This window comes from Bradyrhizobium sp. BR 10289, assembly GCF_019455385.1.
Taxonomy (GTDB): domain Bacteria; phylum Pseudomonadota; class Alphaproteobacteria; order Rhizobiales; family Xanthobacteraceae; genus Bradyrhizobium.
The window spans coordinates 59957-84092 of the sequence record NZ_JACOFR010000007.1; the positions used below are offsets into that span (position 1 = coordinate 59957).

The 24136-nt window shown below is 64.2% G+C and carries 19 protein-coding genes; 13 read left to right on the plus strand and 6 right to left on the minus strand.

Features of this window, described 5'->3' with window-relative positions:
- Positions 1-31: 31 nt before the first annotated feature.
- Positions 32-1423: an aminobacteriohopanetriol synthase HpnO gene (hpnO, locus tag HYH08_RS14405; protein ID WP_220010474.1), complete on the minus strand. Its 1392-nt coding sequence runs from the start codon at positions 1421-1423 to the stop codon at positions 32-34.
- Positions 1424-1564: 141 nt separating this feature from the next.
- On the opposite strand from hpnO, the gene HYH08_RS14410 reads away from it, so the two are divergent.
- The gene (locus tag HYH08_RS14410; RefSeq protein ID WP_220010475.1) at positions 1565-2224 is read left to right on the plus strand and encodes a DUF2147 domain-containing protein; all 660 of its coding nucleotides are present in this window, start codon (positions 1565-1567) and stop codon (positions 2222-2224) included.
- Here the strand turns inward: HYH08_RS14410 and hpnN are convergent.
- Positions 2192-4780: a hopanoid transporter HpnN gene (gene hpnN, locus HYH08_RS14415; protein ID WP_220010476.1), complete on the minus strand. Its 2589-nt coding sequence runs from the start codon at positions 4778-4780 to the stop codon at positions 2192-2194. The two genes, HYH08_RS14410 and hpnN, sit on opposite strands and share 33 nt — an antisense overlap.
- 462 nt (positions 4781-5242) lie before the next feature.
- Between hpnN and ispH the strand changes: the two genes are divergently transcribed.
- The 5 genes from ispH (at position 5243) to HYH08_RS14440 (ending at position 9930) form a co-directional block, all read left to right on the plus strand.
- The gene (ispH, locus tag HYH08_RS14420; protein WP_220010651.1) at positions 5243-6169 is read left to right on the plus strand and encodes a 4-hydroxy-3-methylbut-2-enyl diphosphate reductase; all 927 of its coding nucleotides are present in this window, start codon (positions 5243-5245) and stop codon (positions 6167-6169) included.
- A gap of 36 nt (positions 6170-6205) precedes the next feature.
- The gene (gene hpnH, locus HYH08_RS14425) at positions 6206-7366 is read left to right on the plus strand and encodes an adenosyl-hopene transferase HpnH (RefSeq protein WP_220010477.1); all 1161 of its coding nucleotides are present in this window, start codon (positions 6206-6208) and stop codon (positions 7364-7366) included.
- 1013 nt (positions 7367-8379) lie between these two features.
- Complete coding sequence (locus HYH08_RS14430) at positions 8380-8904, plus strand: 2'-5' RNA ligase family protein (protein WP_220010478.1); 525 nt, start codon at positions 8380-8382, stop codon at positions 8902-8904.
- A 68-nt stretch (positions 8905-8972) separates the two neighbouring features.
- The gene (locus HYH08_RS14435) at positions 8973-9434 is read left to right on the plus strand and encodes a DUF427 domain-containing protein (RefSeq protein WP_220010479.1); all 462 of its coding nucleotides are present in this window, start codon (positions 8973-8975) and stop codon (positions 9432-9434) included.
- A 157-nt stretch (positions 9435-9591) separates the two neighbouring features.
- Complete coding sequence (locus HYH08_RS14440) at positions 9592-9930, plus strand: hypothetical protein (RefSeq protein WP_220010480.1); 339 nt, start codon at positions 9592-9594, stop codon at positions 9928-9930.
- Positions 9931-10013: 83 nt separating this feature from the next.
- Here the strand turns inward: HYH08_RS14440 and HYH08_RS14445 are convergent, their stop codons facing one another.
- The 4 genes from HYH08_RS14445 to HYH08_RS14460 form a co-directional block, all read right to left on the minus strand.
- The gene (locus tag HYH08_RS14445; protein WP_220010481.1) at positions 10014-11363 is read right to left on the minus strand and encodes a carbohydrate porin; all 1350 of its coding nucleotides are present in this window, start codon (positions 11361-11363) and stop codon (positions 10014-10016) included.
- A gap of 151 nt (positions 11364-11514) precedes the next feature.
- The gene (locus tag HYH08_RS14450; protein WP_220010482.1) at positions 11515-12576 is read right to left on the minus strand and encodes an ABC transporter permease; all 1062 of its coding nucleotides are present in this window, start codon (positions 12574-12576) and stop codon (positions 11515-11517) included.
- Positions 12573-14099 (minus strand): sugar ABC transporter ATP-binding protein, encoded by a 1527-nt coding sequence (locus HYH08_RS14455; RefSeq protein ID WP_220010483.1) that lies wholly within the window; start codon positions 14097-14099, stop codon positions 12573-12575. The genes HYH08_RS14450 and HYH08_RS14455 overlap by 4 nt, the downstream gene beginning before the upstream one ends.
- 50 nt (positions 14100-14149) lie before the next feature.
- A complete protein-coding gene (locus HYH08_RS14460) occupies positions 14150-15112 on the minus strand; it encodes a sugar-binding protein (RefSeq protein ID WP_220010484.1) in 963 nt (320 codons plus the stop codon).
- Between the two features lie 254 nt (positions 15113-15366).
- On the opposite strand from HYH08_RS14460, the gene HYH08_RS14465 reads away from it, so the two are divergent.
- From HYH08_RS14465 to pbfA, 7 genes are all read left to right on the plus strand, one after another.
- The gene (locus tag HYH08_RS14465; protein ID WP_220010485.1) at positions 15367-16635 is read left to right on the plus strand and encodes an ROK family protein; all 1269 of its coding nucleotides are present in this window, start codon (positions 15367-15369) and stop codon (positions 16633-16635) included.
- Positions 16636-16811: 176 nt separating this feature from the next.
- On the plus strand, positions 16812-17849 hold the full coding sequence (locus tag HYH08_RS14470; protein WP_228747832.1) for a putative 2-aminoethylphosphonate ABC transporter substrate-binding protein: 1038 nt from the start codon (positions 16812-16814) through the stop codon (positions 17847-17849).
- Positions 17850-17944: 95 nt separating this feature from the next.
- Complete coding sequence (locus HYH08_RS14475) at positions 17945-19048, plus strand: putative 2-aminoethylphosphonate ABC transporter ATP-binding protein (protein WP_220010486.1); 1104 nt, start codon at positions 17945-17947, stop codon at positions 19046-19048.
- Between the two features lie 16 nt (positions 19049-19064).
- Positions 19065-20783 (plus strand): putative 2-aminoethylphosphonate ABC transporter permease subunit, encoded by a 1719-nt coding sequence (locus tag HYH08_RS14480; RefSeq protein ID WP_220010487.1) that lies wholly within the window; start codon positions 19065-19067, stop codon positions 20781-20783.
- A complete protein-coding gene (locus HYH08_RS14485) occupies positions 20780-21931 on the plus strand; it encodes a TIGR03364 family FAD-dependent oxidoreductase (protein WP_220010488.1) in 1152 nt (383 codons plus the stop codon). Before HYH08_RS14480 ends, HYH08_RS14485 begins: the two co-directional genes overlap by 4 nt.
- Complete coding sequence (gene phnX / locus HYH08_RS14490) at positions 21928-22743, plus strand: phosphonoacetaldehyde hydrolase (protein ID WP_220010489.1); 816 nt, start codon at positions 21928-21930, stop codon at positions 22741-22743. Before HYH08_RS14485 ends, phnX begins: the two co-directional genes overlap by 4 nt.
- Entirely contained in the window at positions 22740-24083 is a 1344-nt protein-coding gene (gene pbfA / locus HYH08_RS14495; RefSeq protein WP_220010490.1) for a (R)-1-hydroxy-2-aminoethylphosphonate ammonia-lyase, read from the plus strand. Before phnX ends, pbfA begins: the two co-directional genes overlap by 4 nt.
- Positions 24084-24136 lie beyond the last annotated feature (53 nt).

Here is a 24136-nt window from a genome sequence, read left to right on the forward strand (position 1 = left end):
CAATGACGGCTGCTGAAACAGCTATACGGCCTTACGCCGACCGCCGCACCGCGTTATCCACCAGCGTCTTGCCGAGCGACCAGATCGCACCGGGGACCTTGTGGCTGCCGGCGATGACGTCGTCGAAGGCGCGCTCGATCCAGCTGCAGTCTTCCTCGGTGATGGTGAGCGGCGGCAGCAGCTTGATGGTGTGGCTGCCGTGGCCGGCCACTTGCGTCAGGATCTTGTGATCCTTGAACAGCGGCACGGTGATGAGCTGGCAGAACAGGCCCTTGTTGGCGGCCTCCAGCACGTTCCAGGACGCGCGCAGCCGCAGCGATTTCGGCGGGCCGAACTCGATGCCGATCATCAGGCCCTTGCCGCGCACTTCCTTCAGCAGCTCGTAGCCAGGCACCATGCGCGTCAGCGCGAGGCGAAGCTCGGCGCCGCGCTTGGCGGCGGCCTCGATCAGCTTCTCGGACTCCATGACGTCGAGCGTGGCGATGCCCGCGGCCATCGCGAGGTCGTTCTTGGAGAAGGTGGAGCCGTGCACGACGGCACGGTCCATCTGGTTGAAGATCTTGTCGAAGATGGCCTTGCGCGTCAGCACCGCGCCGACAGGCACGTGGCCGCCCGACAGCGACTTCGACAGCAGCACCATGTCGGGCTCGACGTTCCAGTGCTCGACCGCGAGGAAGCGGCCGGTGCGGCCCATGCCGGTCTGGATCTCGTCGGCGACGAACAGCGTGCCGTACTTCTTGCAGAGCGCGGCCGCGCCCGGCAGGAACTCGTCGGTGGGCATGTTGACGCCCTTGCCCTGGATCGGCTCGACGACGAACGCCGCGACCTCGCGCGAGGCCAGCGCCTTTTCGAGCGCGACCAGATCGTTGAACGGCACCGCAGTACAGCCCGGCAGCAACGGCTCGAAGCCGGTGCGGAAATTCGAATCACCGGTCAGCGACAGCGCGCCATAGGTCAGGCCGTGATAGCCATGGGCGCAGTAGACGATGCCGGGACGCCCCGTGGCGCCGCGCGCGAACTTGATCGCGGCTTCGACGCATTCGGCGCCGGAATTGGCGAAGAACGCCTTGTCGAGATAGGGGACGTATTTCAGCAGCCGCTCGGCCAGCACGCCGGCGAGCGTCGAAACGTCGAACTGGACGAGATTCGGCAGGTCGGCATCGAGCACGCTCTTGAGCGCCTCGCGCATGACGGGATGATTGCGCCCGATCGCAAACACGCCAAAGCCGGACAACAGGTCGAGATAGCGCGCGCCCTCGCGGTCGTAGAGGTACTGCCCCTGCCCCTTCTGGAAGCCGACATCGTAGCCGATGGTCTTCAGGACCCGGACGAACTGCTCGTTCAGATACCGATTATGCAGGGTGCTGCGCTGGGCCTGCCGGTCCGCGAACAGCTGAGACATGTCTGGATTTGGACTGTGCATCCGCTACATACTTCGATTGAGGGCCGTCTCGTCAACTGAAAACGGACCGTGACTGAAAACGGTCTGTGCGGCCTTTTGCCCTTTTTCGGACCATCTTCGCAAGCACAGCTTTAAACCATGTTGCACTGCCAAGGAACACTCATGCGTTTGGCCCTTTACACCGGAATATTACTGGCCGGCGGTTACACCTGCCTGACTCCCGCGCTCGCGGCGGACCCGACCGGCGACTGGCGGGTCGCCGACGGCGTCGCCAATATCCGTGTCGCCCAGTGCAATGGCAGCATGTGGGGCGCGGTTTCCTGGGAAAAAAAGCCCGGCGGCCGCGACGAGAACAACCCGGATGTCTCGAAAAAGAACAGGCCGACACTGGGCATGCCGACCCTGATCGACATGAAGAAGAAGCCTGGCGCCGAGCAGTGGGAAGGACAGGTCTATAACGCGCAGGATGGTCAGACCTACAGCGCGACCATCACGCCTGTCGGCACCGACCAGCTCGAGATCAAGGGCTGCGTGATGGGCTTCCTCTGCGGAGGCGAGACCTGGACGCGGGTCGGGCCGCCGATCCCCTTGAGTCCTGCCAATGCCATGGCCAAAGGCGCACCGAAGGCGGCCGGCGCGGCGCCGAAAGCTCAGGGCGCGACAGCCCAAAGCACGGCTCAAGCCACGACCGGCGCAACCGCTGCCGCGCCTGCCCCCGCGGGGCCGAAAGCCGCCGGCGCAGCTAAGCCCGGTCAGAAGGGCGCCGCTGACCCTGTCGGCGACATCTGCCTACTCCCTGAGATTGCGGGGTTTGCCCATTAGGGCCGGCTGAAACAGCAGCACTGCGGCAAGCGTCGTCACCAGCGAGAGCGCGAGCAGCTTGCCCATGCTGGAGGTTCCGGGATGGCTCGACAGCCACAGGCTGCCGAACGCGGTCGCCGTCGTCAGCGCGCTGAAAAAGATCGCGCGCGTCAGGCTGGTCTGAAGCAGGTTTGTTCTGCCCGAGCGCCACGCCACGACATAATAGATCTTGAAGGCGACGCCCACGCCGAGCAGCAGCGGGAACGCGACGATGTTGGCGAAGTTGAGCGGCAGGCCGATCAACACGCAGATCTCAAGCGTCACCGCGCCGGCTACCAGCAGCGGCACCAGCGTCATCAGCACGTCCACGAACCGGCGCAGCGTGATCCACAGCAAAAGACCGATCACCAGAAGCGCATAGATGCCGGCGTGAATGAAGGCCTTTACCACGGTGTCGCCGGATTTCAGGATCGAGACCGGCCCGCCGATCGCGGTCGGCTCGGCATTAAGCACGGCGGCCGCGAATTTGCGCAGCGTGTCGTTGTCGTTGGGATCGCCCTTGGGCAGCGCCTCGACGCGAATGATGCCGTCCTTGCTCTTCCAGGCGTTGACCAGATCAGGCGGCAGTGAGGTCAGCGTGACGGGACCCGCCTGCATCGCGTTCCTGAGCTGGTCGAACACGATCTTCATCGGCGTGACGAACACGTCCTGGGCCTTGTTACGGGTGACCTCGTCGCCATTGGCGAGCTTTTCGAGCGCATCGGCCAGCCGGCGCGCAGCGGTCGCGCCCGGCCCCTTGGCATCGCCTGCGGTCCGCCGCAGGTTTTCGACCGAGGATTTCAGCGCCTCGACATTCTCCTGGTCGGTCGGGGCGGCATCGATCTGGTCGGGATTGAGCGCGGGATTCAGCACCTTGGCGCCCTGCGCGAGCAGCTTCAGCTTCGGCTGCTGGTCTTCCGGCACGAAGCTGTCGAGTGACATCACCCGCAGCACCTCGGGCACCTTCTCCAGCTTCGCCTCGACCTGCTTGGCTTGCTGCTCCGACGTCGTCATCACGTTGATGGCATTGGCGCCAGTGTTCGGATCCTTGCGCAGATCGAGGAAGGTCGCGATCGATTCGGCGTTGGGATTGCGCAAATTCATCGGGTTGAAGTCGAACTTCAGGAAGTAGAGCAGCGGCAGGCCGGCGACCGCCAGCAGCAGCGTGCCGCCCACGACCAGCACGCGGTGCGTCTCGAGAAAGTGATCGAGCGGCGCCAGGAAGGCGTAGCCGACCGGCTCCTTCTCGCCGGGCGGGTTCAGGAGCTTGAGCAGCGCCGGCAGAACGGTAATCGAGGAGAGGAACGCCACCAGCATGCCGACGCCGGCGATCTGGCCGAGCTCGGAGATGCCCTTGTAATCGGTCGGTAGGAAACAGAGGAAGCCGGCTGCGGTCGCCATGGCCGCCAGCGACAGCGGCACCGCGGAGCGCTTCGCGGCAAGCACCAGCGCACCGGTGAGATCGTCGTGCTTGTAGCGCTCCGAGCGATAGCGGACGCTGTACTGGATACCGAAATCGACGCCGAGGCCGACGAACAGCACCGCGAAGGCGATCGAGAGCAGATTGAACGAGCCGACCATCATCAGGCCGGCAGCGGTCGTCAGCGCAAGGCCGACGAAGAGATTGACGAACACCGCGAAAATGATCTTCGAGGAGTGCAGCGCCAGCCACAGGATGAGCAGCACGACGAGGATGGTGCCGACGCCGTTGACCACGGCGCCTTCCTGCACGGTGGCATATTCCTCGTTGGCGATCGGGACCGGGCCGGTCAGCCGCACCCGGGCCTGGTACTTGGTCGGGAAATCGAGATCGGCAGCGGCCTTGCGGATCGCGTCGGTGGCTCCCTTGCCGGGCTCCAGTGCGTTGTAATCGAGGATCGGCTTGAACTCGATGAAGGTACGCTTGTCCGAATCCTCAAGCGGCTTGTCGCTGACGAGTTCGCGCCAGGAGAAGCTGGCATTGCCCTTGTTGAGCACGGTCTCGACCGTCTGCGCGATCATGTTGAAGGGACGCTCGGTATTGTCGAGCTTGACCTGGCCGCGCTTGACGCCGGCAAGGCCCGTCTCCAGCGCCCCGGTCAAGCCGCGGATCGAGGGATCGCCCGCCATGATCTCGATCAGGGGCGCGGCGGATTCGAACTGGCTTGTGATCTTGCCGACCTCCTCGGTGGGCAGGAACAGCAGGCCGTTCTTCTCGAAGAACTCGCCGGTGCCGAGCTGCTGCATCGACTGGAAGTTGGTCTTGTCGTCCTTCAGCTTGGCGTAGAGCGCGTCTGCTGCCGCCGTCGCCATCTCCGGCGTCCTGGCCTCGACGACTGCGAGAATCGTCGCATCGCGGTCGAAGGCGCGGTCGAACTGCTGGTCGCGCTGACGCCAGTCCAGATTCTGGGCAATCAGCGAATTGATATCGGTGTTGATGGCGAAGTGTCGCGACGCGTAATAGCCGGCGCCCACCGACAGCAGGAGCCCGACTACGACGACGAGGGAGGCAAACCGGGTGCAGGCCCTGACGATGGCAACGACGACGCTTTGCAGCACTTCTTTTCTTTCTGCGGTTAACAGCTTGCCGGAAACGCCCGCTGTTTATCGGAGTTCCCAGGCGAAACCTATTGCTGTTTGAGTGGTTCGCGCCGGAACAAGGTTCGAGGTAAACGGCGGGAGACCGTAGTAAAAACATGCGGGGCGGTCGGTATAGCCCGCGAGATGAGGCGGGAAAGTGACGAAGGGGTGGGCACAAATGTCGCCATTTTGCCCACCGCGCTCGCTATACTATCATACCGTAAAATCGGGTCGGTTCGGAACTATAGGTTCGTGTGACCTTTCCTTTTTGCCGATTTTTTGACACAAAGTACTGTGCCTCCATGCGCCAGGCCCAGTTGGGGTGGGCGGTTACCGCGTGTGCGCGGCCAATGGTGCGGTTATTGCAGCGCATTGGCCAGTATCGGGGTGCCGCTAGGGACTTAAGAAGCGGATTGGTGCAACTTGCGTGACGGGCGTCCTATGGAAGTTTTTCTAGCGCAGCCGCGCGGCTTCTGCGCTGGCGTGGTGCGCGCGATCGAGATCGTGGAGCGGGCGCTGGAGAAGTACGGCCCGCCCGTCTATGTGCGCCATGAGATCGTGCACAACAAATACGTGGTGGAGAGCCTGAAGGCCAAGGGGGCGATCTTCGTCGAGGAGCTATCCGAGGTTCCGCCGAAGGCCGTCACCGTTTTCAGCGCCCATGGCGTCGCCCGCACCGTCGAGGAGGAGGCCGCCGCCCGCGATCTTCCGGTGCTCAATGCCACCTGCCCGCTGGTCACGAAAGTTCACAATCAGGGGAAGCGCTACGTCAGCAAGGGCCGCACCTTGATCCTGATCGGCCATGCCGGCCACCCCGAAGTCGAGGGCACGATGGGCCAGGTTCCCGGCCCCGTGCTGCTGGTCCAGAGCGTGGAGGAAGCCAATTCCCTGACGCTGCCAGCGGATACGCCAGTGGCCTACATCACCCAGACCACCCTGTCGGTCGACGACACCAGGGACATCATTTTGGCCCTTCAGGCCCGCTTTACAGATATTCAAGGCCCGGATATCCGGGATATCTGCTATGCGACACAGAACCGCCAATCTGCGGTAAGGGACTTGAGCAAGCTGGTCGACGTGATCTTGGTGGTGGGCGCTGCCAACAGCTCGAACTCGAACCGGCTCCGCGAAATCGGCACTGAGGCCGGCGTCGCGAGTTATTTGATTGCGGACGGCAGCGAGCTCAATCCGGAGTGGTTGAAAGATGCCAGGACCGTCGGCGTCACGGCCGGCGCTTCGGCGCCCGAGGTACTCGTGGATGACGTGATCGAAGCGATGCGGCGGATCGGACCAGTCAAGGTCCAGGTGTTGCCGGGCCGCGAGGAAAACATCGAATTCAGGCTTCCGGCCGAACTGGCCGCAAGCTGACCCACCGAATTGAAAAGCCCAGAAAGAAACGTTGTAATGGCCATCCCCTTCTTCAAGGAAATGCGTATCGGCGGCTATTTGCTCAAGCAGAAACTGCTTGGCCGCAAACGCTATCCGCTCGTGCTGATGCTGGAGCCGCTGTTTCGCTGCAACCTCGCCTGCGTCGGCTGCGGCAAGATCGACTATCCCGACGCGATCCTCAACCGCCGCATGACCGCCCAGGAGTGCTGGGACGCGGCCGACGAGTGCGGCGCGCCGATGGTGGCGATTCCCGGCGGCGAGCCGCTGATCCACAAGGAGATCGGCGAGATCGTGCGCGGCCTCGTTGCGCGCAAGAAGTTCGTCTCGCTCTGCACCAATGCGCTGCTGCTCGAGAAGAAGCTCGATCTGTTCGAGCCCTCGCCCTACCTGTTCTTCTCAGTGCATCTCGACGGTCTGCGTGATCACCATGACAAGGCCGTGTCGCAGAAGGGCGTGTTCGACCGCGCAGTCTCCGCAATCAAGGCGGCCAAGGCGCGCGGCTTCACCGTCAACGTCAACGCCACCATCTTCGACGGCCACCCGGCCGAGGAGATCGCGAAGTTCCTGGACCTCACCGTCGAGCTCGGTGTCGGCGTCTCGATGTCGCCCGGCTACGCCTATGAGCGCGCGCCGGACCAGGAGCACTTCCTCAACCGCACCAAGACCAAGAAACTCTTCCGCGACGTCTTTGCGATGGGCAAGGGCAAGAAGTGGAATTTCATGCATTCCGGCCTGTTCCTCGACTTCCTCGCCGGCAACCAGGAATATGAGTGCACGCCCTGGGGCATGCCCGCGCGCAACATCTTCGGCTGGCAGAAGCCCTGCTATCTGCTCGGCGAAGGCTACGCAAAAACCTTCAAGGAGCTGATGGAGACCACGGACTGGGATTCCTACGGCACCGGCAAGTACGAGAAATGCGCCGACTGCATGGCCCATTGCGGCTACGAGCCGACGGCTGCGACCGCAGCGCTCAACAACCCGTTGAAGGCGATGTGGGTGTCGCTACGCGGCATCAAGACCTCGGGCCCGATGGCGCCGGAGATCGACATGAGCAAGCAGCGCCCGGCGCAGTACATCTTCTCGGAGCAGGTCCAGAAGAAGCTCTCGGAAATCCGCAAGGACGAGGCTGCGGCTGCCGCGGAGAAGGCGGCGCGGAAGGCTTCGACCGCGGCGTAAAGACGCAATCAACTCCAATGACGAAGGCCCGGCCGCGATCGCGACCGGGCCTTTTCTTTTGAGCAAGTGTCGGCGGCTATCAAGGCGCGCGGCCCCAGCGTCATTGCGAGCCCAGCGAAGCAATCCAGACCGCCTCTTCGGAAAGATTCTGGATTGCTTCGCTGCGCTCGCAATGACGGAGTGTGCGGCAGCAGCTTCTTCTTGCGCGTTCTTCATCGCAGACATGCCTTCGCGTTCTCGCGGTTTCTTTCGCACGAGCTTTGCTGTTCGTTTCGCCCTCTGAAGACCAGAGGGTGCAGGGAAGGCCGGGCGCCGGCGGCACCCGCAATCCGCATGCACAGAATGCACACGGGGTGGATCACAGGCGTGCCGGTCGCCCGGCCTTCCCTGCGCGGATGGTTTTAACGTGTCCTTCGGTGCTCTCCTCGGGGAGCGCTGCACTGTTGCCCCCGTCGCGTTGCGACTGATCGATGCGCGCCCGGTCGGGCCGGCGCACCGCCGCATTGCTTGACGCCAGCCTTCGGGCGTCAGGACCACACGACTTCTCCGTCCGCGGACGGCCCGGCCTCAGCGCCCGGGGCTTATGTGCGAGCCCCAGACCATTGACCAAACCGCTGTGACCGCGCCGGTCGTCCCGCGTCGCGCATGACTCAACGGTCGCCCGCCCCTGTCATCGCCTTCCGCGCCGGCGCTACCGCGTCCACCGCACCCCGACCCGCATCTCGTGACGATCGCGAAGCGCCCCTCTGGGAGGGCCGGGATGGCGGATATATGTCATAAATCCGAAATTCGGGAAAGCAAAATATTTTTGCGGGAAGGGGTTGACGGGTGTTTGGGTGTTTTGCCCGACGGGTCATTTGACTGGTCGCTGCCGGTCCTCTCGCCATCATTTCGGGCGCGCAGCACGAACTGGATCCATCGCACGCACTCGGTCGCGGTAATCTGGTGAACGCCGCTAATTCCTCGACCGAACGGCATTGCTGAAGGAGCCTCGATCACGATATTCGGTTGCAATGGAAAGAACGTTCATTCTGACGGCCGAATTGGATACCGACGGCTTCGCGTGGCTCGACGGACTGCGCCGCGAACATTTCCCCCCGGAGCGCAACCTGCTCCCCGCCCATCTGACGCTATTTCACCGGCTCTCTTCGGCGCAAACGGAGCGTCTAGATGATGCCGCCATGCCGGCCGCTGCGATATTCATTCTCTACGAGCGCATTCGCCTGCTCGGCTCCGGAGTTGCTGTCGAGATAACAGCCCCCGCGCTGGCACAATTGCGAACTGCGGTGCGGCATGTGATGGGGGGCGATTTTTCCAAACAGGATCGCCAAAGCTGGCGGCCGCACGTGACCGTTCAGAACAAGGTGACGGCCGCAGCAGCGCGCCAGCTTCACGACCGGCTATCGGCAGGTTTCAAGCCGCGCACCGGCGGCGTCTCCGGGTTGCTCGTCTGGGAGTACCTGGGTGGCCCTTGGAGACTGGTGCGCCGGCTTTCGTTTCACCAGCCGGCCTCCGACGCGGTCGCTGAAAAAAAATGACGGCAACCTAATCCAAAGCTTCGGTCGATTCGTAACGCTCAGGTTGCGACAGCGATGGAGCCCGACCCATGGAGTCAGTTTGGGACTATCCTCGACCCCCTCGACTTGAGCCCGTCTTCCGGCGCCTTGAGGTCATTTTCGCTGGCAAAACCGTTGCCATGACCCTCAACGGATATCGGGTTTTGGAGACCAGCCACCCGCCCGTCTACTATTTCCCTCCGAGCGATGTCGACACGGCAATTCTGAAAAGCTCCGGCGGACCATCCTGGTGTGAGTTCAAGGGGCTAGCCGTGTACTGGTCGGTCGAAGCAGACGGCAGGATCGCCGATCGAGCCGCCTGGAGTTATCCCAACCCGACCGAAGACTATTCCGCCATCGCCAATTTCTACGCGTTCTACGCTTCGAAGATGGATAGGTGCTACGTGGGCGACGAGCTCGTAACACCGCAGCCGGGCGGCTTCTACGGAGGATGGATCACATCGGATCTCGTCGGCCCTTTCAAGGGTGTGCCGGGCAGCAAGGATTGGTGAGCGCGAGAGACGTGCAGCGGCTGTTTCGCGCCAGCCTTCGGTCCATTGCGATCGCATGTGTGAAGACTACGCAGGGCGGGCTTGCGCGTCGAAGCGGCCCGGAACTTTGCCGACGTGGCCTCGTTCCCGTGAGCGGGCGCGAATATAGGCAGAAGCTATGAAATGGATGCTGGTAGTTCTGGTCGGCGGCGTCTCCCCCGTCAACACCGATCTCGTATTCGACAAATTCAGCGATTGTCTCGCGGCCGAGGAGCAGATGCGTCAGCACTATTCTGATGCGTTCGACGCCTGGGACCGCATGGCTGCGGCAAGGATCGATCGCCGAAGGGACTACAAGAAAGCGCGAGACGTTGAAGCGAAGCGGCTGTTGAGCAATGTTGGGACCTGTGTGCCGCATGGGGGCGATCAGCCGCCGATCACAGCGCCCCAACAACAGCCTCCTGCTGCATCCTCTCAGCAGCCTGCCCCTGCGCCGTCGCCAACGCCGCGAACCTAGCCGCGACGTTGGCCATCGGCAATGCTACGCTCAACCCGTCGACGGGAATGCCAGGGCTTCGCATCAGACGGGCGAGCCTCACGTCAGAAGTGGACCTCGGTGCGCATGCCGAGCACGACGGCATTGTCAGTCTTCACGCCCGCGCCGTTGTAGCCGCGGCCGCCGGGATTGATGACGTATTGCGCGTCGAACTTGAGGTTCATCCAGCCGGTTGCTTGCCAGCCGTACCAGACTTCGAGCGGAACTTCGTTGCCGCCGGCGTTGGGGCTGAGGGCCGCCGAGTTCACATGGGTCGTGCCGACCGCGAAGCCGACCTCGTCCTGCGGACGCCAGCTGAACGTTCCGGTGTGCCGGAAGCCGCCGGCGATCTGGTAGTCCTGGTACGACGTCCGGTGATCGGCAACGGTCGTATTGAGGAAGGCGTACCAACCCACCGCACCGGGACCGTCGACGGTCAAGCGCTGAAGGATGGACTCGTAGACGCCGTAGCGGCCGCGTTGGTCGCCGAGATTTTGATCCGGGACGCCACCGACGCCCGGGATGGTGGAGATGATACCGGGAAGGCCACCATCGATGGTCGATGCGCTGTCATACCAGCCGCCCAATCGCCAGGTCCCGTTCAACGGTGCTTTCGGTGCCCACACCAACTCCACCGGCACCAGCACCCCGCTGGCGGGATTTGAATGAGGGACGCCCGGCAGGAAGTAGACGGTCGGATCGTCCGTCGTCAGGTAACCGGGGTTGGCGTCGTACACGCCGACCGAGATCGTGAATTCCGGCGCAAACTTGTAGTGGACGACGCCGGCCCACTGGCTCACCGGCCAGTTGTAGATGTACCCACCCTGGATGTTGCCGGGCTGGCCGCCGCAGAAGGTCAGGTTGATGAACTCGCACAAGCCGAAGAAAAAGTCGGAGCCGACAGGGAGACGGCCGCCCTTGAGCTCGAGGCGGTCATCGAAAAGCTTCTGCGAGTAGTAGAGCTGCGTCAGGCGCAGAATGTTGCCGCGGCCGAACACTTCGTTGGTCAGCTGCAAAGCGGGAATGCCAGCCTGATCATTCAGGTTGCGCCCGAAGCGATCCACCAGCGTGAGACCGACGGTGCCGCCCTGGATGCCGGCGAGCTTGCCCATGTCGAACTTCGCGCCGAACCACAATTGACCGGCATTCGCCGCGGTGTTCTTGCTGCCGCCCGTGACGTTGCCGACGGATTCGTTACCCAGCGTCAGGCCGAGCTCAATGCCCCGCTCCTTCAGCTGTGTCCTGCCGAGATCGCCGAACAGGTATGGCCTCGTCCAGAAGTCATCGGTTTCGGCATAAGGAACAGGCGCAGCCTTCCTCGCCATATCCGCCGCATGCACGCCACCCGCCATCAGCGATGACAAAGCAATCCCGACACCGCACACACGTGCAGTGCTCACCAACCTGCGCAACATTTGACTCGTCCTCCCGCCGTCTCAGGCTTCGCTTGTTTGCCTCACGTTCCCGGCCAAGCCCTCGAGCCTGGAACGTGTTCCCCTCCCCGGCCAACACCGTCGCAGCCGCGCGCCCACGAAGCTGTTTTGTGTCGACCGGAGCCTGGATTCGTCATGCCTTGTCGCCCGTTCTCGCCGGCAACGCGTCCACGCCGCGCGGCGGTGCCTTCTGCTGTCTCTGCACAAAGGGGACCTGCGGTGTGGTGCGTGCGAGACCGGCCAGTGCCATCTTGCGCCGTCGCCGGGCCTGCAACTGATGATCCGCCAACACGCCGATCAGAATCACCGTCCCCATCACCGCGAAGTTCAGCGAGTTCGGGATGCCTAGGATATTCACGAGGTTCTGCAGCACCTGCAGCAGCGCAGTCCCCAGCAAGATACCGAGAATGGAGCCTTCGCCGCCGCGCAGGCTGCACCCGCCCAGCACGGCCGCCGCGATCGCGTAAAGCTCATAGAAATTGCCGAACGAGCTCGGAGACACCGAGTTCGTGTAGAACACGAACAGGACCGTCGAAACTCCGGCGAGCCCACCGCTGATGATGTAGGCCGTTGCAATCACGATATCCGTGTTGATGCCCGAGAAGCGCGCCGCCTCCTCGTTCTTGCCGACGGCATAAAGCCAGCGCCCGTAGACCGAGCGGTGCAGCAGCACGCCGAGGACGATCGCCAGGACGATCAGAAGGATGAAGGTATTCGGGATGCCCGCCACATTGCCGGAGGCAATGCTGCTGAGCGTCGCAGCCTCGTCGCCGTAGCCGAAGCCGCGTGTCGAGTCCGTCGTATAATAGCGGGCGGCGCCGCGATAGATCAGCAGCCCGCACAGCGTCACGATGAAGGGCTGCATCTTCAGGCGGGTGACGAGGAAACCCTGAATGGCCCCCAGCGCGAGCCCGCCCAGCAGAACGGCCAGCAGCGCCAGAGGCCAGGGCACCTGGTACGTCGTCAAGAGGTCGATGAAGACCACACCGAGCAGCGCGAACATCGAGCCGAGCGAGAGGTCGATGCCGCCGGTGATGATCACGAGCCCTTCGCCCAGCGCAAACACGCCGAACAGGCCGATCAGATTTGCCATGTTCAGCAGGTTGACCAGCGACAGAAAGGCCGGATTGATCGCACCGGTGACGGCGGAAATCAAAAGCAGCAGCAGGCCGAGGCCGAGCTCTTTCTTGTTCATGGCGCCGCCGCTTCCACGGTTTCCGGCGCCTGGCCGATCGCAAGCTGCAACACGTTGTATTCGCTGAACTGCTCCCGCTCCAGCACGCCGCTGACGCGCCCTTCATGCATCACTGCGATCCGGTCGGAGACACCGATGACCTCCTCCATGTCGGAAGAGATCATCACGATCGCGACGCCGTGGTCGGCGAGCTCGCGCATCAGGGCGTAGATCTCGCTCTTGGCGCCGACATCGACACCGCGGGTCGGCTCGTCGAAGAACATCACGCGCGGCTGCATGGAAAGCCACTTGCCCAGCACGACCTTTTGCTGGTTGCCGCCGGAAAGGGTGATGGCCTCCATGTCGATGCTCGGCACCTTGATGGAGAGGCGCTTCACCTGCTCTTTGGCGACCTTGCGCTCGGCCGGGCCGCTGATCAGCCACATCCGCGCATAATCCTTGAGGCTGGCGAGCGTCACGTTCTCCCGGATCGGCAACTCCAGCACGAGCCCGGATTTCTTGCGGTCTTCCGGCATCAGATAGATGCCTTGCCTGATCGCGTCCCGCGGCGATGCGACATCGACCGGCGCGTTGTCGAGCCTAATCTCGCCGCCCAGCGGCGGGTCAATGCCGAAAGCCGCGCGGGCCAGGGAGGTGCGGCCGGCCCCCACGAGCCCCGCAAGGCCGAGGATCTCGCCATGCCGAACGGAGAGATCGATCTGCCTGTCGGGAAAGGCCGATGTCACGAGGCCGACGATGTCGCAACCGCCCGGCTGCGGCGGCCGCTTCGGCGGCGTGTGCAGCGCTTTCAGGTCACGGCCGATCATCAGGCGGATCATCGCGGCATGGCTCAGCCTGTCGCGCGCCAGCTCTCCCACCGTGCGCCCGTCGCGGAGCACCACGACGCGGTCGGCGCAGGTCATGATCTCGCTGAGCCGGTGGGAGATATAGATCACGGAGATGCCGTGCGCCCTCAGATCGGCGATCACCTCCAGCAGCCGTTCAGTCTCCGAAATCGTCAGGCTGGAGGTCGGCTCGTCCATGATGATCACGCGCGCGTCGATCGAGAGCGCCTTGGTGATCTCCACCAACTGACGCTCGGCGATCGACAAATTGTCGACCAGCGTGTCCGGGGTGAAGTCGGCCCCCAGCCGCTCCAGCAGCGGCGCCACGCGGGCTCGTATCTGTGCGTCGTCCACCAGCTTGAGCGGGCCTCCGACAAGCTTCTCGCGTCCGATGAAGACGTTCGCGGCGACGTCGAGATTTTCGAAAAGGTTCAGCTCCTGATGCACGAAGGCGATGCCGGCCTGCGTCGCCTCGTTCACCGTCATGCGGGCGTGATCGACGCCGCCGATGCGAATCACGCCCTCGCTCGGCGCGATCACACCACCCAGCACGCGCATCAGCGTCGATTTGCCGGCGCCGTTCTCGCCGATCAGGCCGAGCACTTCGCCGCGGTCAACGCGGAGGCTGACGTCGTCGAGGGCCATGACCCCGGGATAGGACTTGCTGATCCCGGCGAGTTCGAACAGAATTTCCGCCATTCATCTCTCCTGCAACGACGCCCGGCGGCCGTGCCGCCGGGCGCTGAAAGTCACTTCTTCAGGAGGTTCTTCAGATCTGCGGTGAATTCCGCGACGTTGGACTTGCTGATCACCTTGGTCGGCACGATCAGCTTCCCGTCCGCCGGGATCCAGGACTTGTCGCCGTTCAGCGTCTTGATGATGTTGGTGGCGGAGAGATAGCCGAACTCATAAGGCTGCTGCACCACGGTCGATTCGATCGTGCCGTCGGAAACGCCCCGCAGCGTGCGCTGGTCCTCGTCGAACCCGACGATCTTCACCTTGCCCGCCTTGCCGGCCGCCTTGACCGCATCATAGATCAGCGGCGTCTCGTAGCTCCAGAGGCCGGACAGCAGCGCGATATCAGGGTATTTGACGAGCACGTTCTCGATGTTCGCCTTGGCCTTGGCGAAGTCCACCTGGTCGGTAAACACGTCGACCAGCTCGACCTTGGTGCCGGCGATCGCCTCCTTGATCCCCTGCACCCGCTCGCGGGCATTGTCCGCGTCCATCGTGCCGACGAACAGCGCGATCTTGCCGCCGTTCGGGAGCGCCTTCTTGATCTCTTCGCCGGCCTGCCGCCCGGCCGCGACGTTGTCGGTGCCGATATAGGCGAGACGCTTGCTTTGCGGCGCGTCGCTGTCGGTCGTGATCAACACGGTCTTGGCCGCAACCTTGTTGAGCTGCTCGGTCGCGTGCGGCGCATCGTCGACGGAGATGGAGATCCCGGCGACGCCGCGCACCAGCAGGTCATCCAGCTCGCGCCGCTGGCCCGCCGCCGTACCCTCATTGGTCACGATCAATTCGATGTTGTAGTCCGGGTGCTCCTTCTGCGCCTTTTCGAGCCCGCGGCCGGCGATGGTCCAGAAGTCGGCCGCAACATTGGTGACCAGCGCGATGGTCTTCTTCTGCTGGGCCTGCACCATCCCCGTCGCCATCGCGAGCGCGGCGGTCGCGAGCAGCGGCACTAGCAATTTCTTCATCGATCCATTCATGTTCACCTCCCGATGGTCACCCCGGACGGGGCTTCACGACGCTTTTGCGCCTTGTTTTATTTACACAGCGAATAAATGCTGCAGAGCAATGGCGCCAAAAGCAGGATGTATTGGCGCCTTCTTCAAGCGGAAATAGTACATGAGGTATGATATTAGTAAATATGACTTCCGAAAGACGCTTTCTGGCTGTGCCTTTCCGATCACACTACCGCATCACCCGATAATTAATTCACTTAATGAATTAAAGAGACAACATGACTGACCAAATCGAGCCGCCGAGACGCGTCTCAAACCTCGCTCGCGGCTCGAACCGCGGCCGCCTGGTCGAAGTCTTGCGACGTCAGGGGCCGCTGCCGCGTGTGGAGCTTGCCCGCAGCACGGGATTGAGCTTCCCGGCCGTTTCCGGCCTGACGTCGCGGCTGATCGCCGAAGAGTTGCTGTGCGAGACCGAGACGCCGGCAACCTCATGGCCCGACGACACCGACGAGGACGATGCCGAGGGATCCAACGGCCGCCGCCGCGGCCGGCCCGCGGTGCTGCTGACGCTGAACCCGGAGTTCGGCCGCATCGTCGCGGTCTCGCTGCGCATGAATCTGATTGAAACATTGATCGCGGATTTCAGCGGCGCTGGCCTTGCCCAATCGCGGCTGGAAATCGCGACCAGGGCACTCGACGCGGGCGCGCTGTGCGACCTCGTGATTGCGCAGATCGATGCGATGCTCGAGGCGACGGCCACGCCGCGCCATCGCCTGTTGGGAATAGGGATTGCCCTGCAGGGCATCGTTAACGCGGACACCGGCCGGCATCTGTGGAGCCCGGCGCTGTCCGTCACCGATGTCAATCTGGTGAAGCCGGTGCGCGAGGCCTTCGAGGCCGAAGTCGTCGTCGCAAATGACGCTGTCGCGGTTGCGCTCGCCCTCTGCGCCGCGGAGCCGTCATTGGCGCAGGGCCTGTCGGCCACGATCATGGTCGGCCACGGCGTCGGCATGGGCGTCGTTGTCGATGGTGAAGCGCGCTGGGGCGCCGGCGCCGGCAGCGAAATCGGCCATATCAAATTGGGATCGAACGGGCCGCAATGCCGCTGCGGCCAGCGCGGCTGCATCGAGGCCCACCTCGCCGACTATGCGCTCTACCGCGACGCCCGTACCTTTCTCGACCTGCCGCCCGCAGCTGCGCAACAGCCCTCCGAGGCGCAGATGGCCCTGCTGCGCGAGCGCGCGCGGGGCGGCGATCCCCGTCTCGAGCACGTCTTCCAGCAGGCAGGCCGCGCGCTTGCCGAGGCGGTCGCAGCAACGATCTCCGTGTTGCGCCCACACCATGTCATCCTGGCGGGACCCGGCCTGCAGGCCTTCGACATGATGCGCCGCGCCTATGAGGAACGGCTCGAGCAAGCGGTATTGCCATGGCTGCTTAAATCCACCGCGATCTATCTGCGTCCAAGCGGGTCGGCGGCCATCGTCGAAGGCATGGTACGCCGGACGCTGTGGGTCGTGGACCGAAACCGCGTGGAGGCAACCGAGTGAGCAGGCGTCAAGACAAGACGCTCGCGTTGGGGACATTGCACTCAAGATGTGCAGAAGCACTGCGATCGAGGCGCGCCGTGCACAAAATCCGACATGTACGTCACGGGAATGTCATCTAACAATATCGGTTCCCTTCCGGACGGCCAGCCCTGCGGCCAATATCGATGGAGCCCGATATGTACCTGTGCACGATAAGCGGCCTGCGGCGCGCGCTCGTGTCGATCGCCGCCGCCATGTTCTGCCTCAGCACGGCAGCCCGCGCGGCGGACCTCACCGTCTACACGGCGCTGGAGGCCGACCAGATCAAGCCCTACAAGGCCGCGTTCGAGAAGGCCAATCCCGGCATCAACATCCTCTGGGTTCGCGACTCCACCGGCATCATCACCGCAAAACTCCTTGCGGAGAAAGCCAATCCCAAGGCCGACGTGGTGATGGGTCTTGCCGCGACGTCGCTGATGCTGCTGCAGAAGGAAGGCATGCTGATGCCTTACGCACCTGCCGGTCTGGACAAGGTCGACGGCAAGATGCGCGATCCCGCGGCCTCGCCGCAATGGGTGGGCATGGACGTCTGGGCATCGGCCTTCTGCGTCAACACCGTGGAATCCGGCAAGAAGAACCTGCCGGAGCCCGCCTCCTGGGCCGATCTAACCAAGCCGGTCTATCAGGGGCAGATCGCCATGCCGAATCCGGCGTCCTCGGGGACCGGGTTTCTGATGGTCTCCGCCTGGCTCCAAATGTTCGGCTGGGACGGCGGCTGGAAGTATATGGACGAGCTTCACAAGAACATTGCGGCGTACACCCATTCCGGCTCCAAGCCGTGCCGGCAGGCTGCCGCCGGCGAATACGCGATCGGCCTCTCGTTCGAATACCGCGCCAACAAGACCAAGAAGGGTGGCGGGCCGATCAGCATTGTCCTGCCCAAGGAAGGCCTCGGCTGGGACATGGAGGCGATCGGCATCATGAAGACCACCAAGGAGGCGGAGGCGGCGAAGAAGCTCGCCGACTGGGCGGCGACGCCGGAGGCCAACAAGCTCTACGCCGAGAACTTCGCGATCGTCGCGTTGCCGGGCATCGCAAGCTCGATGGAGTTTATCCAGGGTGACATCGACAAGATGCTGATCAAGAACGACTTCGCCTGGGCCGCGGAAAACCGCGACAAGATCCTGGCGGAGTGGAGCAAGCGGTACGACGGCAAGTCCGAGCCCAAGAATTGAAGAGCATGATCTGAGGGACTGAAAATCCGCCGGGGATTCCCGGAGCAACAAATCCGGCGGTGCACGGGCGCCGCCGGTCAATGCGGGACAGTGTCATGGACAGCATGCCGACAAGAGAGCCCTATCTCCGCATCCGTAACCTCTCGAAAAAGTTCGGCGCATTCACCGCGCTGGACACTGTCGATCTCGACATCATGCCGGGCGAGTTCGTCTCGTTCCTCGGGCCATCCGGCTGCGGCAAAACCACCCTGCTCCGCGCCATCTCCGGCCTCGACGTGCAGACCACCGGGTCCATCCATCAGGGCGGGCGGGACATCTCGACGCTGCCGGTCGCCAAGCGCGATTTCGGCATCGTATTCCAGTCATATGCGCTGTTCCCGAACCTGACGATCAAGGACAATGTCGCCTACGGCCTGGTGTCGACAGGCGCGCCCCGCGTCGAGATCGACAAGCGGGTCAAGGAGCTGCTCGAACTCGTCGGCCTGCCCGAGCAGGCCGGCAAATATCCGGCGCAGCTCTCGGGCGGGCAGCAGCAGCGCGTCGCGCTCGCCCGCGCGCTGGCGCTGTCGCCAGGCCTTCTGCTGCTGGACGAGCCGCTATCGGCTCTCGACGCACGTGTCCGCGCGCGTCTGCGCGGCGAGATCCGCGACCTGCAGCAACGCCTCAAGCTGACCACGATCATGGTGACGCACGATCAGGAGGAGGCGCTTACCATGTCCGACCGGATCGTGGTGATGAGCCATGGCAGGATCGAACAGGTCGGCACGCCCGACGAGATCTACGGCCGCCCCGCAACGGCTTTCGTCGCCGACTTCGTCGGCAAGATGAACTTTCTGGAGGGGCGCATCCTCACCGGCAAGCGTGCGAATGTCGGCGGAGCCGTGCTCGATTTCGGCGAGGAGGTGCCGCTCGCCGAGGGCGCGGCCGTCACGGTCTGCCTCCGGCCGGAGGACGTGGTGGTGCGCGACATCGGCGAGCATTCGGACAATCGCCTGGCGGTCCAGGTCGGCGTGATGGAATTCATCGGCAATCATTTCGCGACGACCTTGCATGCGAGCGGCACGAACCTGAACTTCTCGGCCGACTTTTCCATCAACGCGGTGCGCGACCTCGGCATTTCCTCGGGCGCGACCATCGAGGTCGCGCTGCCGCCGAAGAGACTGCGGGTGTTTGCCCAACAGCGCTCTGCGACAGCCTGACACGGGAACAGCAGCGATGGCGACCGAGACGCTGATCCTGCCTGATCATCCCGCCGCGGCCGCGCCGCTGCGGCAGAAGCTCGGGCGCGACGACTGGATCATGCGCGGCGCAGTCGTGGCGCTCGGCCTATGGTTGATCGTCACCGTATTGCTGCCGCTCTGGGCGCTGCTGTCCAAGAGCTTCCAGGCGGCGGATGGCCGCTTCGTCGGCCTCGCCAATTTCCAGGCCTATTTCGCCAACCCGGCGCTGGCCGATTCGATCTGGCATTCGGTCTGGGTCTCGCTGCTGAGCACGGTCATCTGCGTCCTGCTCGCCTTCGTCTACGCCTACGGGCTGACGCGCACCTGCATGCCAGGGCGCGGACTGTTCCGCATCATCGCGCAGATCCCGATTCTCGCGCCCTCGCTGCTGCCCGCGATCAGCCTGGTATACCTGTTCGGCAACCAAGGCCTCGTCAAATGGATGCTGTTCGGCGCGTCGATCTACGGCCCGATCGGCATCGTCATGGGCGAGGTGTTCTGGACCTTCCCGCACGCGCTCATCATCATCACCACGGCACTGGCGATCTCGGACGCACGTCTGTACGAAGCGGCAGAAGCACTGCGGGCAAGCTCGCACCGCACCTTCTGGACGGTGACCATTCCCGGCGCGCGCTACGGACTGATCAGCGCAGTCTTCGTCGTCTTCACCCTTGTCATCACCGATTTCGGCGTACCGAAGGTCATCGGGGGCAAGTTCAACGTGCTCGCGACCGACATCTACAAACAGGTGGTCGGGCAGCAGAATTTCCAGATGGGTGCGGTGGTCGGCCTGATCCTGCTGTTGCCCGCAGCGCTAGCCTTCGTCGTCGATCAGCTCATGCAGCGGCGCCAGCTGGCGCTGCTCTCGGCGCGCGCCGTGCCGTATGCGCCCAAGCCCGACGCCACGATCGATCGCGCCATGCTGGCGATCTGCTCGCTGATCGCGTTCGCGATCCTCGTCATTCTCGGCGTGTCCTTCTTCGCCTCGATCGCGACCTTCTGGCCGTACAATCTGACGCCCAGCTTCAAGAATTTCGACTTCGACATGATGGATGGCGGCGGCTGGCGCAGCTATTTCAACTCGCTTCTCATGGCCGGCCTCACCGCGCTGTTCGGGACCGCGGTGATCTTCACCGGCGCCTATCTCGTCGAGAAGACCCCGCGCTTTCGCGCCATTCGCGGCTTCGTGCAGTTTCTCGCTCTGCTGCCACTGGCCGTTCCCGGACTGGTGCTCGGCCTCGGCTACATCTTCTTCTTCAACAACCCGGCCAATCCGCTGAACTTCATCTACGGCACCATGGCCATCCTGGTGATCTGCACCATCTCGCATTTCTACTCGGTCTCGCACCTGACCGCGGTGACGGCGCTGAAGCAGATCGACCAGGAATTCGAGATCGTTTCGGCATCGCTCAGGGTGCCGTTCTGGCGTACCTTCATGCGCGTGACCCTGCCGGTCTGCCTGCCGGCCGTGCTGGATATCGCCATGTATCTGTTCGTGAACGCGATGACGACCGTGTCCGCGGTGGTCTTCATCTACGCGCCGCACACGACGCTTGCGGCGATCGCCGTGCTCAACATGGACGACGCGGGCGACGTGGCCCCGGCGGCGGCCATGGCCATGGTCGTATTCGCCACGGCGGCCGTCACGCGCGCCGTCTATATGTTACTCACGCAGGGCTATCTTGCGCGCGCACAAATGTGGAGAAAACGGTGAGCGTGTCCGGGGACGAATTCGATCTGGCCGTTGTCGGCGGTGGCATCTGCGGTCTCGCGCATGCGCTTGCGGGCGTACGCAAGGGATTGCGGGTCGTGGTGATCGAGCGCGATGCGAGGGCGAACGGCGCCTCGATCCGCAATTTCGGCTTTGTCACCGTCACCGGGCAGCAGCGCGGCCAGTGCTGGCAGCGGGCAATGCGGTCGGCGCAGGTCTGGGCCGAAGTGGCCCCGGCCGCGGGCATCAGGATCGAGCATGCCGGACTGGCGGTCGCGGTGCGACGGCCGGAAGCCGCGGCCGTGCTCGAGGCATTCCGCACCACCGAGATGGGCGAAGGCTGCGAGCTTCTGAGTCCGACGGAAGCGGGCCGGCGTTTCCCGATGCTGCGGACCGACGATCTGCAAGCCGTTCTGGCAAGCCCTCATGATCTGCGGGTGGAGTCGCGCATCGCCGTGCCGGCGCTAGCAAAGTGGCTCGCCGAGGTGCACGGCGTCACCTTCCTGTATCAGACGCTGGCCAAGGAGGTCGCTCCGCCGGTGATCGACACCACGCGCGGGCCGGTCCGGGCCCGGCTCTGCGTGGTCTGCCCCGGCGACGATTTCCTCAGCCTCTATCCGGAGCGCATCAGCGCTTACGGCCTGGTCCGCTGCAAGCTGCATATGCTCAGTGTCGCGTCCGCGAGCGCGATGCCGCGCTTCAACGCAGCCGTGATGTCGGACCTCGGCCTCGTGCGTTACCTCGGCTACGCCGAATTGCCCGAGGCCGCCGCGCTGAAGCAGCGGCTCGAAGCGGAGCAAGGTGAGCATCTGGCCAACGGCGTGCATCTGATCGCCGTACAGAGCGAAGATGGCTCGCTCGTCGTCGGCGATTCCCACCACTACGACACGACGCCGGACCCGTTCGGTCCTGAAGCGGTGGACGAGTTGATCATGGACGAATTCCGGCAGGTCTTGGCCTGGCCAACGCCTGTCATCCGCGAGCGCTGGATCGGCACCTATTCGTCGGCGTCCGACCGGCTGATGCTGATCGATCGCCCCTCTGAAGTTGTCCGCCTCGTCATGATCACCAGCGGCACCGGCGCCAGCACCTCGTTTGCGATCGCCGAGGAAGTAATTGACGAATTGACCTCCGGGAGCCACGCGACATGACCGACAAATTCGAGCACGTCCGGGCCGTGGTGTTCGACTGGGCCGGCACGACGGTGGACCATGGCTCGCTGGCGCCGATGGGCGTGTTCGTCGAGGCGTTCGCGCGCTTCGGCGTGACCATCACCGTCGACGAGGCGCGCGGGCCGATGGGCATGGCCAAGCGTCCCCACATCGCCGCGCTCCTTCGCCTGCCGCGGATCGCCGCCGCGTGGCGCGACAAGCATGGGCGTGAGCCGACCGACGCCGACATCGATGCACTCTACGCGGTGTTCGTACCGATGAATGTCGAAGTCGCCGCCCGCTACGCCGACGTCATTCCGGGCGTGGCCGAGGCAGTCGCGCAGCTACGTCGCCGCGGGCTGAAGATCGGCTCGAGCACGGGCTACACGCGCGAGATCATGGCCGAGGTCATTCCGGTCGCGGCCGCGCAAGGCTATGCGCCCGACAGCATCGTCTGCACCGGCGACACGCCCGACGGCCGCCCCACGCCGTTCATGCTCTACAAGGCCTTCCTCGAGCTCGCCGTCTGGCCGGCCTGGAGCTGCGTCAAGGTCGACGACACCGAGGTTGGGATCAAGGAGGGCCTCAACGGCGGCTGCTGGACGGTCGGCGTGGCCGTCACCGGCAACGTATTCGGATTGTCGCTCGCAGACACCGCGGCACTGCCGCCGAAAGCCTTCGCCGAGCGGCGCGCGGCAGCGGCCCGCCGGCTGACGGATGCCGGCGCCCATTACGTGATCGACGGCGTCGCCGACATCATCCCGGTGATCGCCGCGATCGAAGGCCGGCTGGCGCGCGGAGAGCGGCCATGAGCTCGTCCGACATGAGCGCCGCCGAGGGCGACGTCAATCTGTCAGCGGAGCGGCGTGCGTTTGGAGAACGCCATCTCGATGCAGAGACGAAGAAACTGCTCGACGAGGACGAGCGCTGGTTCCTGCGGCAGTCGCTATCGACGCCCTGCCTGAACGTCGCCACCGCCGCCGAAGGCAGCCACATCGTCGATCTCCAGGGCCGGCGCATCCTCGACTTCCATGGCAACAGCGTGCATCAGGTCGGCTACGGTCATCCTCGCGTGGTCGCGGCCATCAAGGCGCAGCTCGACACCCTGCCCTTCTGCCCGCGCCGCTACACCAACAGATCCGCCATCGACCTCGCCCGCCGCCTTGCCGAACTGGCGCCCGGCCACTTGGAGAAAGTGTTGCTGGCCCCCAGCGGGTCGGCTGCCATCGGCATGGCGCTGAAGCTCGTCCGCTATGCCACGGGGCGACACAAGACCCTGTCGATGTGGGACGCTTTTCACGGCGCCAATCTCGACGCGGTCTCGGTCGGCGGCGAAGCCCTGTTCCGGCGCGGCGCCGGCCCGCTGCTGCCGGGGACTGAGCACGTGCCGCCGCCGGGCCTTGCCCCGCGCTTCTTCGGAGAGGACGGCCGCGCGCATGAGCGCCTCGCCGACTACATCGATTATGTCCTGGAGGTGCAGGGCGACGTCGCCGCCGTGATCGCAGAACCGATGCGCTGGACCACGGTCGAGCTGCCGCCATCAGGCTTCTGGCCCCGCGTGCGCGCGAGCTGCGACCGGCATGGGGCGCTGCTGATCTTCGACGAGGTACCGAGCTGCCTCGGCCGCACCGGGACCATGTTCGTCTGCGAGCAGGCGGAAACCACGCCCGACATTCTCGTGCTCGGCAAGGGCCTCGGCGGCGGCATCATGCCGATGGCGGCCATCGTGGCGCGGGCCGATCTCGACGTGGTGCCCGAAGGAGCACTCGGCCACTACACCCACGAGAAGAGCCCGGTCGGCTGTGCGGCCGCGCTTGCCACGCTCGATGTGATCGCGGAGGAAGGGTTGCTTGCCACAGCGGGCGTCCTCGGCGCCCACGCTCTCGAGCGGCTGCGATCGATGGCAGAGCGATCCCCCGTGATCTCCGAGGTGCGCGGCGCAGGCCTCTATCTCGGCGTCGAGATCGGCCGCCGTGACACGGTCGAAGCCAACGCGCGTGCGGAGCGCCTGCTGTACCGCTGCCTGGAAGCTGGCCTCAGCTTCAAGCTCGGCGGCGGCAACGTGGTCACGCTCTGCCCGCCGCTGACGATCTCGCGGGACGAGCTCGACCAGGCGCTGGATATTCTCGAAGGGGCGATGTCCGGCTTGTGAGCGGGACGCGGCGCGCACGCTTCGTAACGCCGCGCTCCATCCGGACAACGACA

What these genes read in the sequence shown, in the direction of transcription:
- hpnO (WP_220010474.1), bottom strand. Translation starts at nt 1,423, where the DNA reads ATGCACAGTCCAAATCCAGACATGTCTCAGCTGTTCGCGGACCGGCAG.
- HYH08_RS14410 (WP_220010475.1), top strand. Translation starts at nt 1,565, where the DNA reads ATGCGTTTGGCCCTTTACACCGGAATATTACTGGCCGGCGGTTACACC.
- ispH (WP_220010651.1), top strand. Translation starts at nt 5,243, where the DNA reads ATGGAAGTTTTTCTAGCGCAGCCGCGCGGCTTCTGCGCTGGCGTGGTG.
- hpnH (WP_220010477.1), top strand. Translation starts at nt 6,206, where the DNA reads ATGGCCATCCCCTTCTTCAAGGAAATGCGTATCGGCGGCTATTTGCTC.
- HYH08_RS14430 (WP_220010478.1), top strand. Translation starts at nt 8,380, where the DNA reads ATGGAAAGAACGTTCATTCTGACGGCCGAATTGGATACCGACGGCTTC.
- HYH08_RS14435 (WP_220010479.1), top strand. Translation starts at nt 8,973, where the DNA reads ATGGAGTCAGTTTGGGACTATCCTCGACCCCCTCGACTTGAGCCCGTC.
- HYH08_RS14440 (WP_220010480.1), top strand. Translation starts at nt 9,592, where the DNA reads ATGAAATGGATGCTGGTAGTTCTGGTCGGCGGCGTCTCCCCCGTCAAC.
- HYH08_RS14445 (WP_220010481.1), bottom strand. Translation starts at nt 11,363, where the DNA reads ATGTTGCGCAGGTTGGTGAGCACTGCACGTGTGTGCGGTGTCGGGATT.
- HYH08_RS14450 (WP_220010482.1), bottom strand. Translation starts at nt 12,576, where the DNA reads ATGAACAAGAAAGAGCTCGGCCTCGGCCTGCTGCTGCTTTTGATTTCC.
- HYH08_RS14455 (WP_220010483.1), bottom strand. Translation starts at nt 14,099, where the DNA reads ATGGCGGAAATTCTGTTCGAACTCGCCGGGATCAGCAAGTCCTATCCC.
- HYH08_RS14460 (WP_220010484.1), bottom strand. Translation starts at nt 15,112, where the DNA reads ATGAATGGATCGATGAAGAAATTGCTAGTGCCGCTGCTCGCGACCGCC.
- HYH08_RS14465 (WP_220010485.1), top strand. Translation starts at nt 15,367, where the DNA reads ATGACTGACCAAATCGAGCCGCCGAGACGCGTCTCAAACCTCGCTCGC.
- HYH08_RS14470 (WP_228747832.1), top strand. Translation starts at nt 16,812, where the DNA reads ATGTACCTGTGCACGATAAGCGGCCTGCGGCGCGCGCTCGTGTCGATC.
- HYH08_RS14475 (WP_220010486.1), top strand. Translation starts at nt 17,945, where the DNA reads ATGGACAGCATGCCGACAAGAGAGCCCTATCTCCGCATCCGTAACCTC.
- HYH08_RS14480 (WP_220010487.1), top strand. Translation starts at nt 19,065, where the DNA reads ATGGCGACCGAGACGCTGATCCTGCCTGATCATCCCGCCGCGGCCGCG.
- phnX (WP_220010489.1), top strand. Translation starts at nt 21,928, where the DNA reads ATGACCGACAAATTCGAGCACGTCCGGGCCGTGGTGTTCGACTGGGCC.
- pbfA (WP_220010490.1), top strand. Translation starts at nt 22,740, where the DNA reads ATGAGCTCGTCCGACATGAGCGCCGCCGAGGGCGACGTCAATCTGTCA.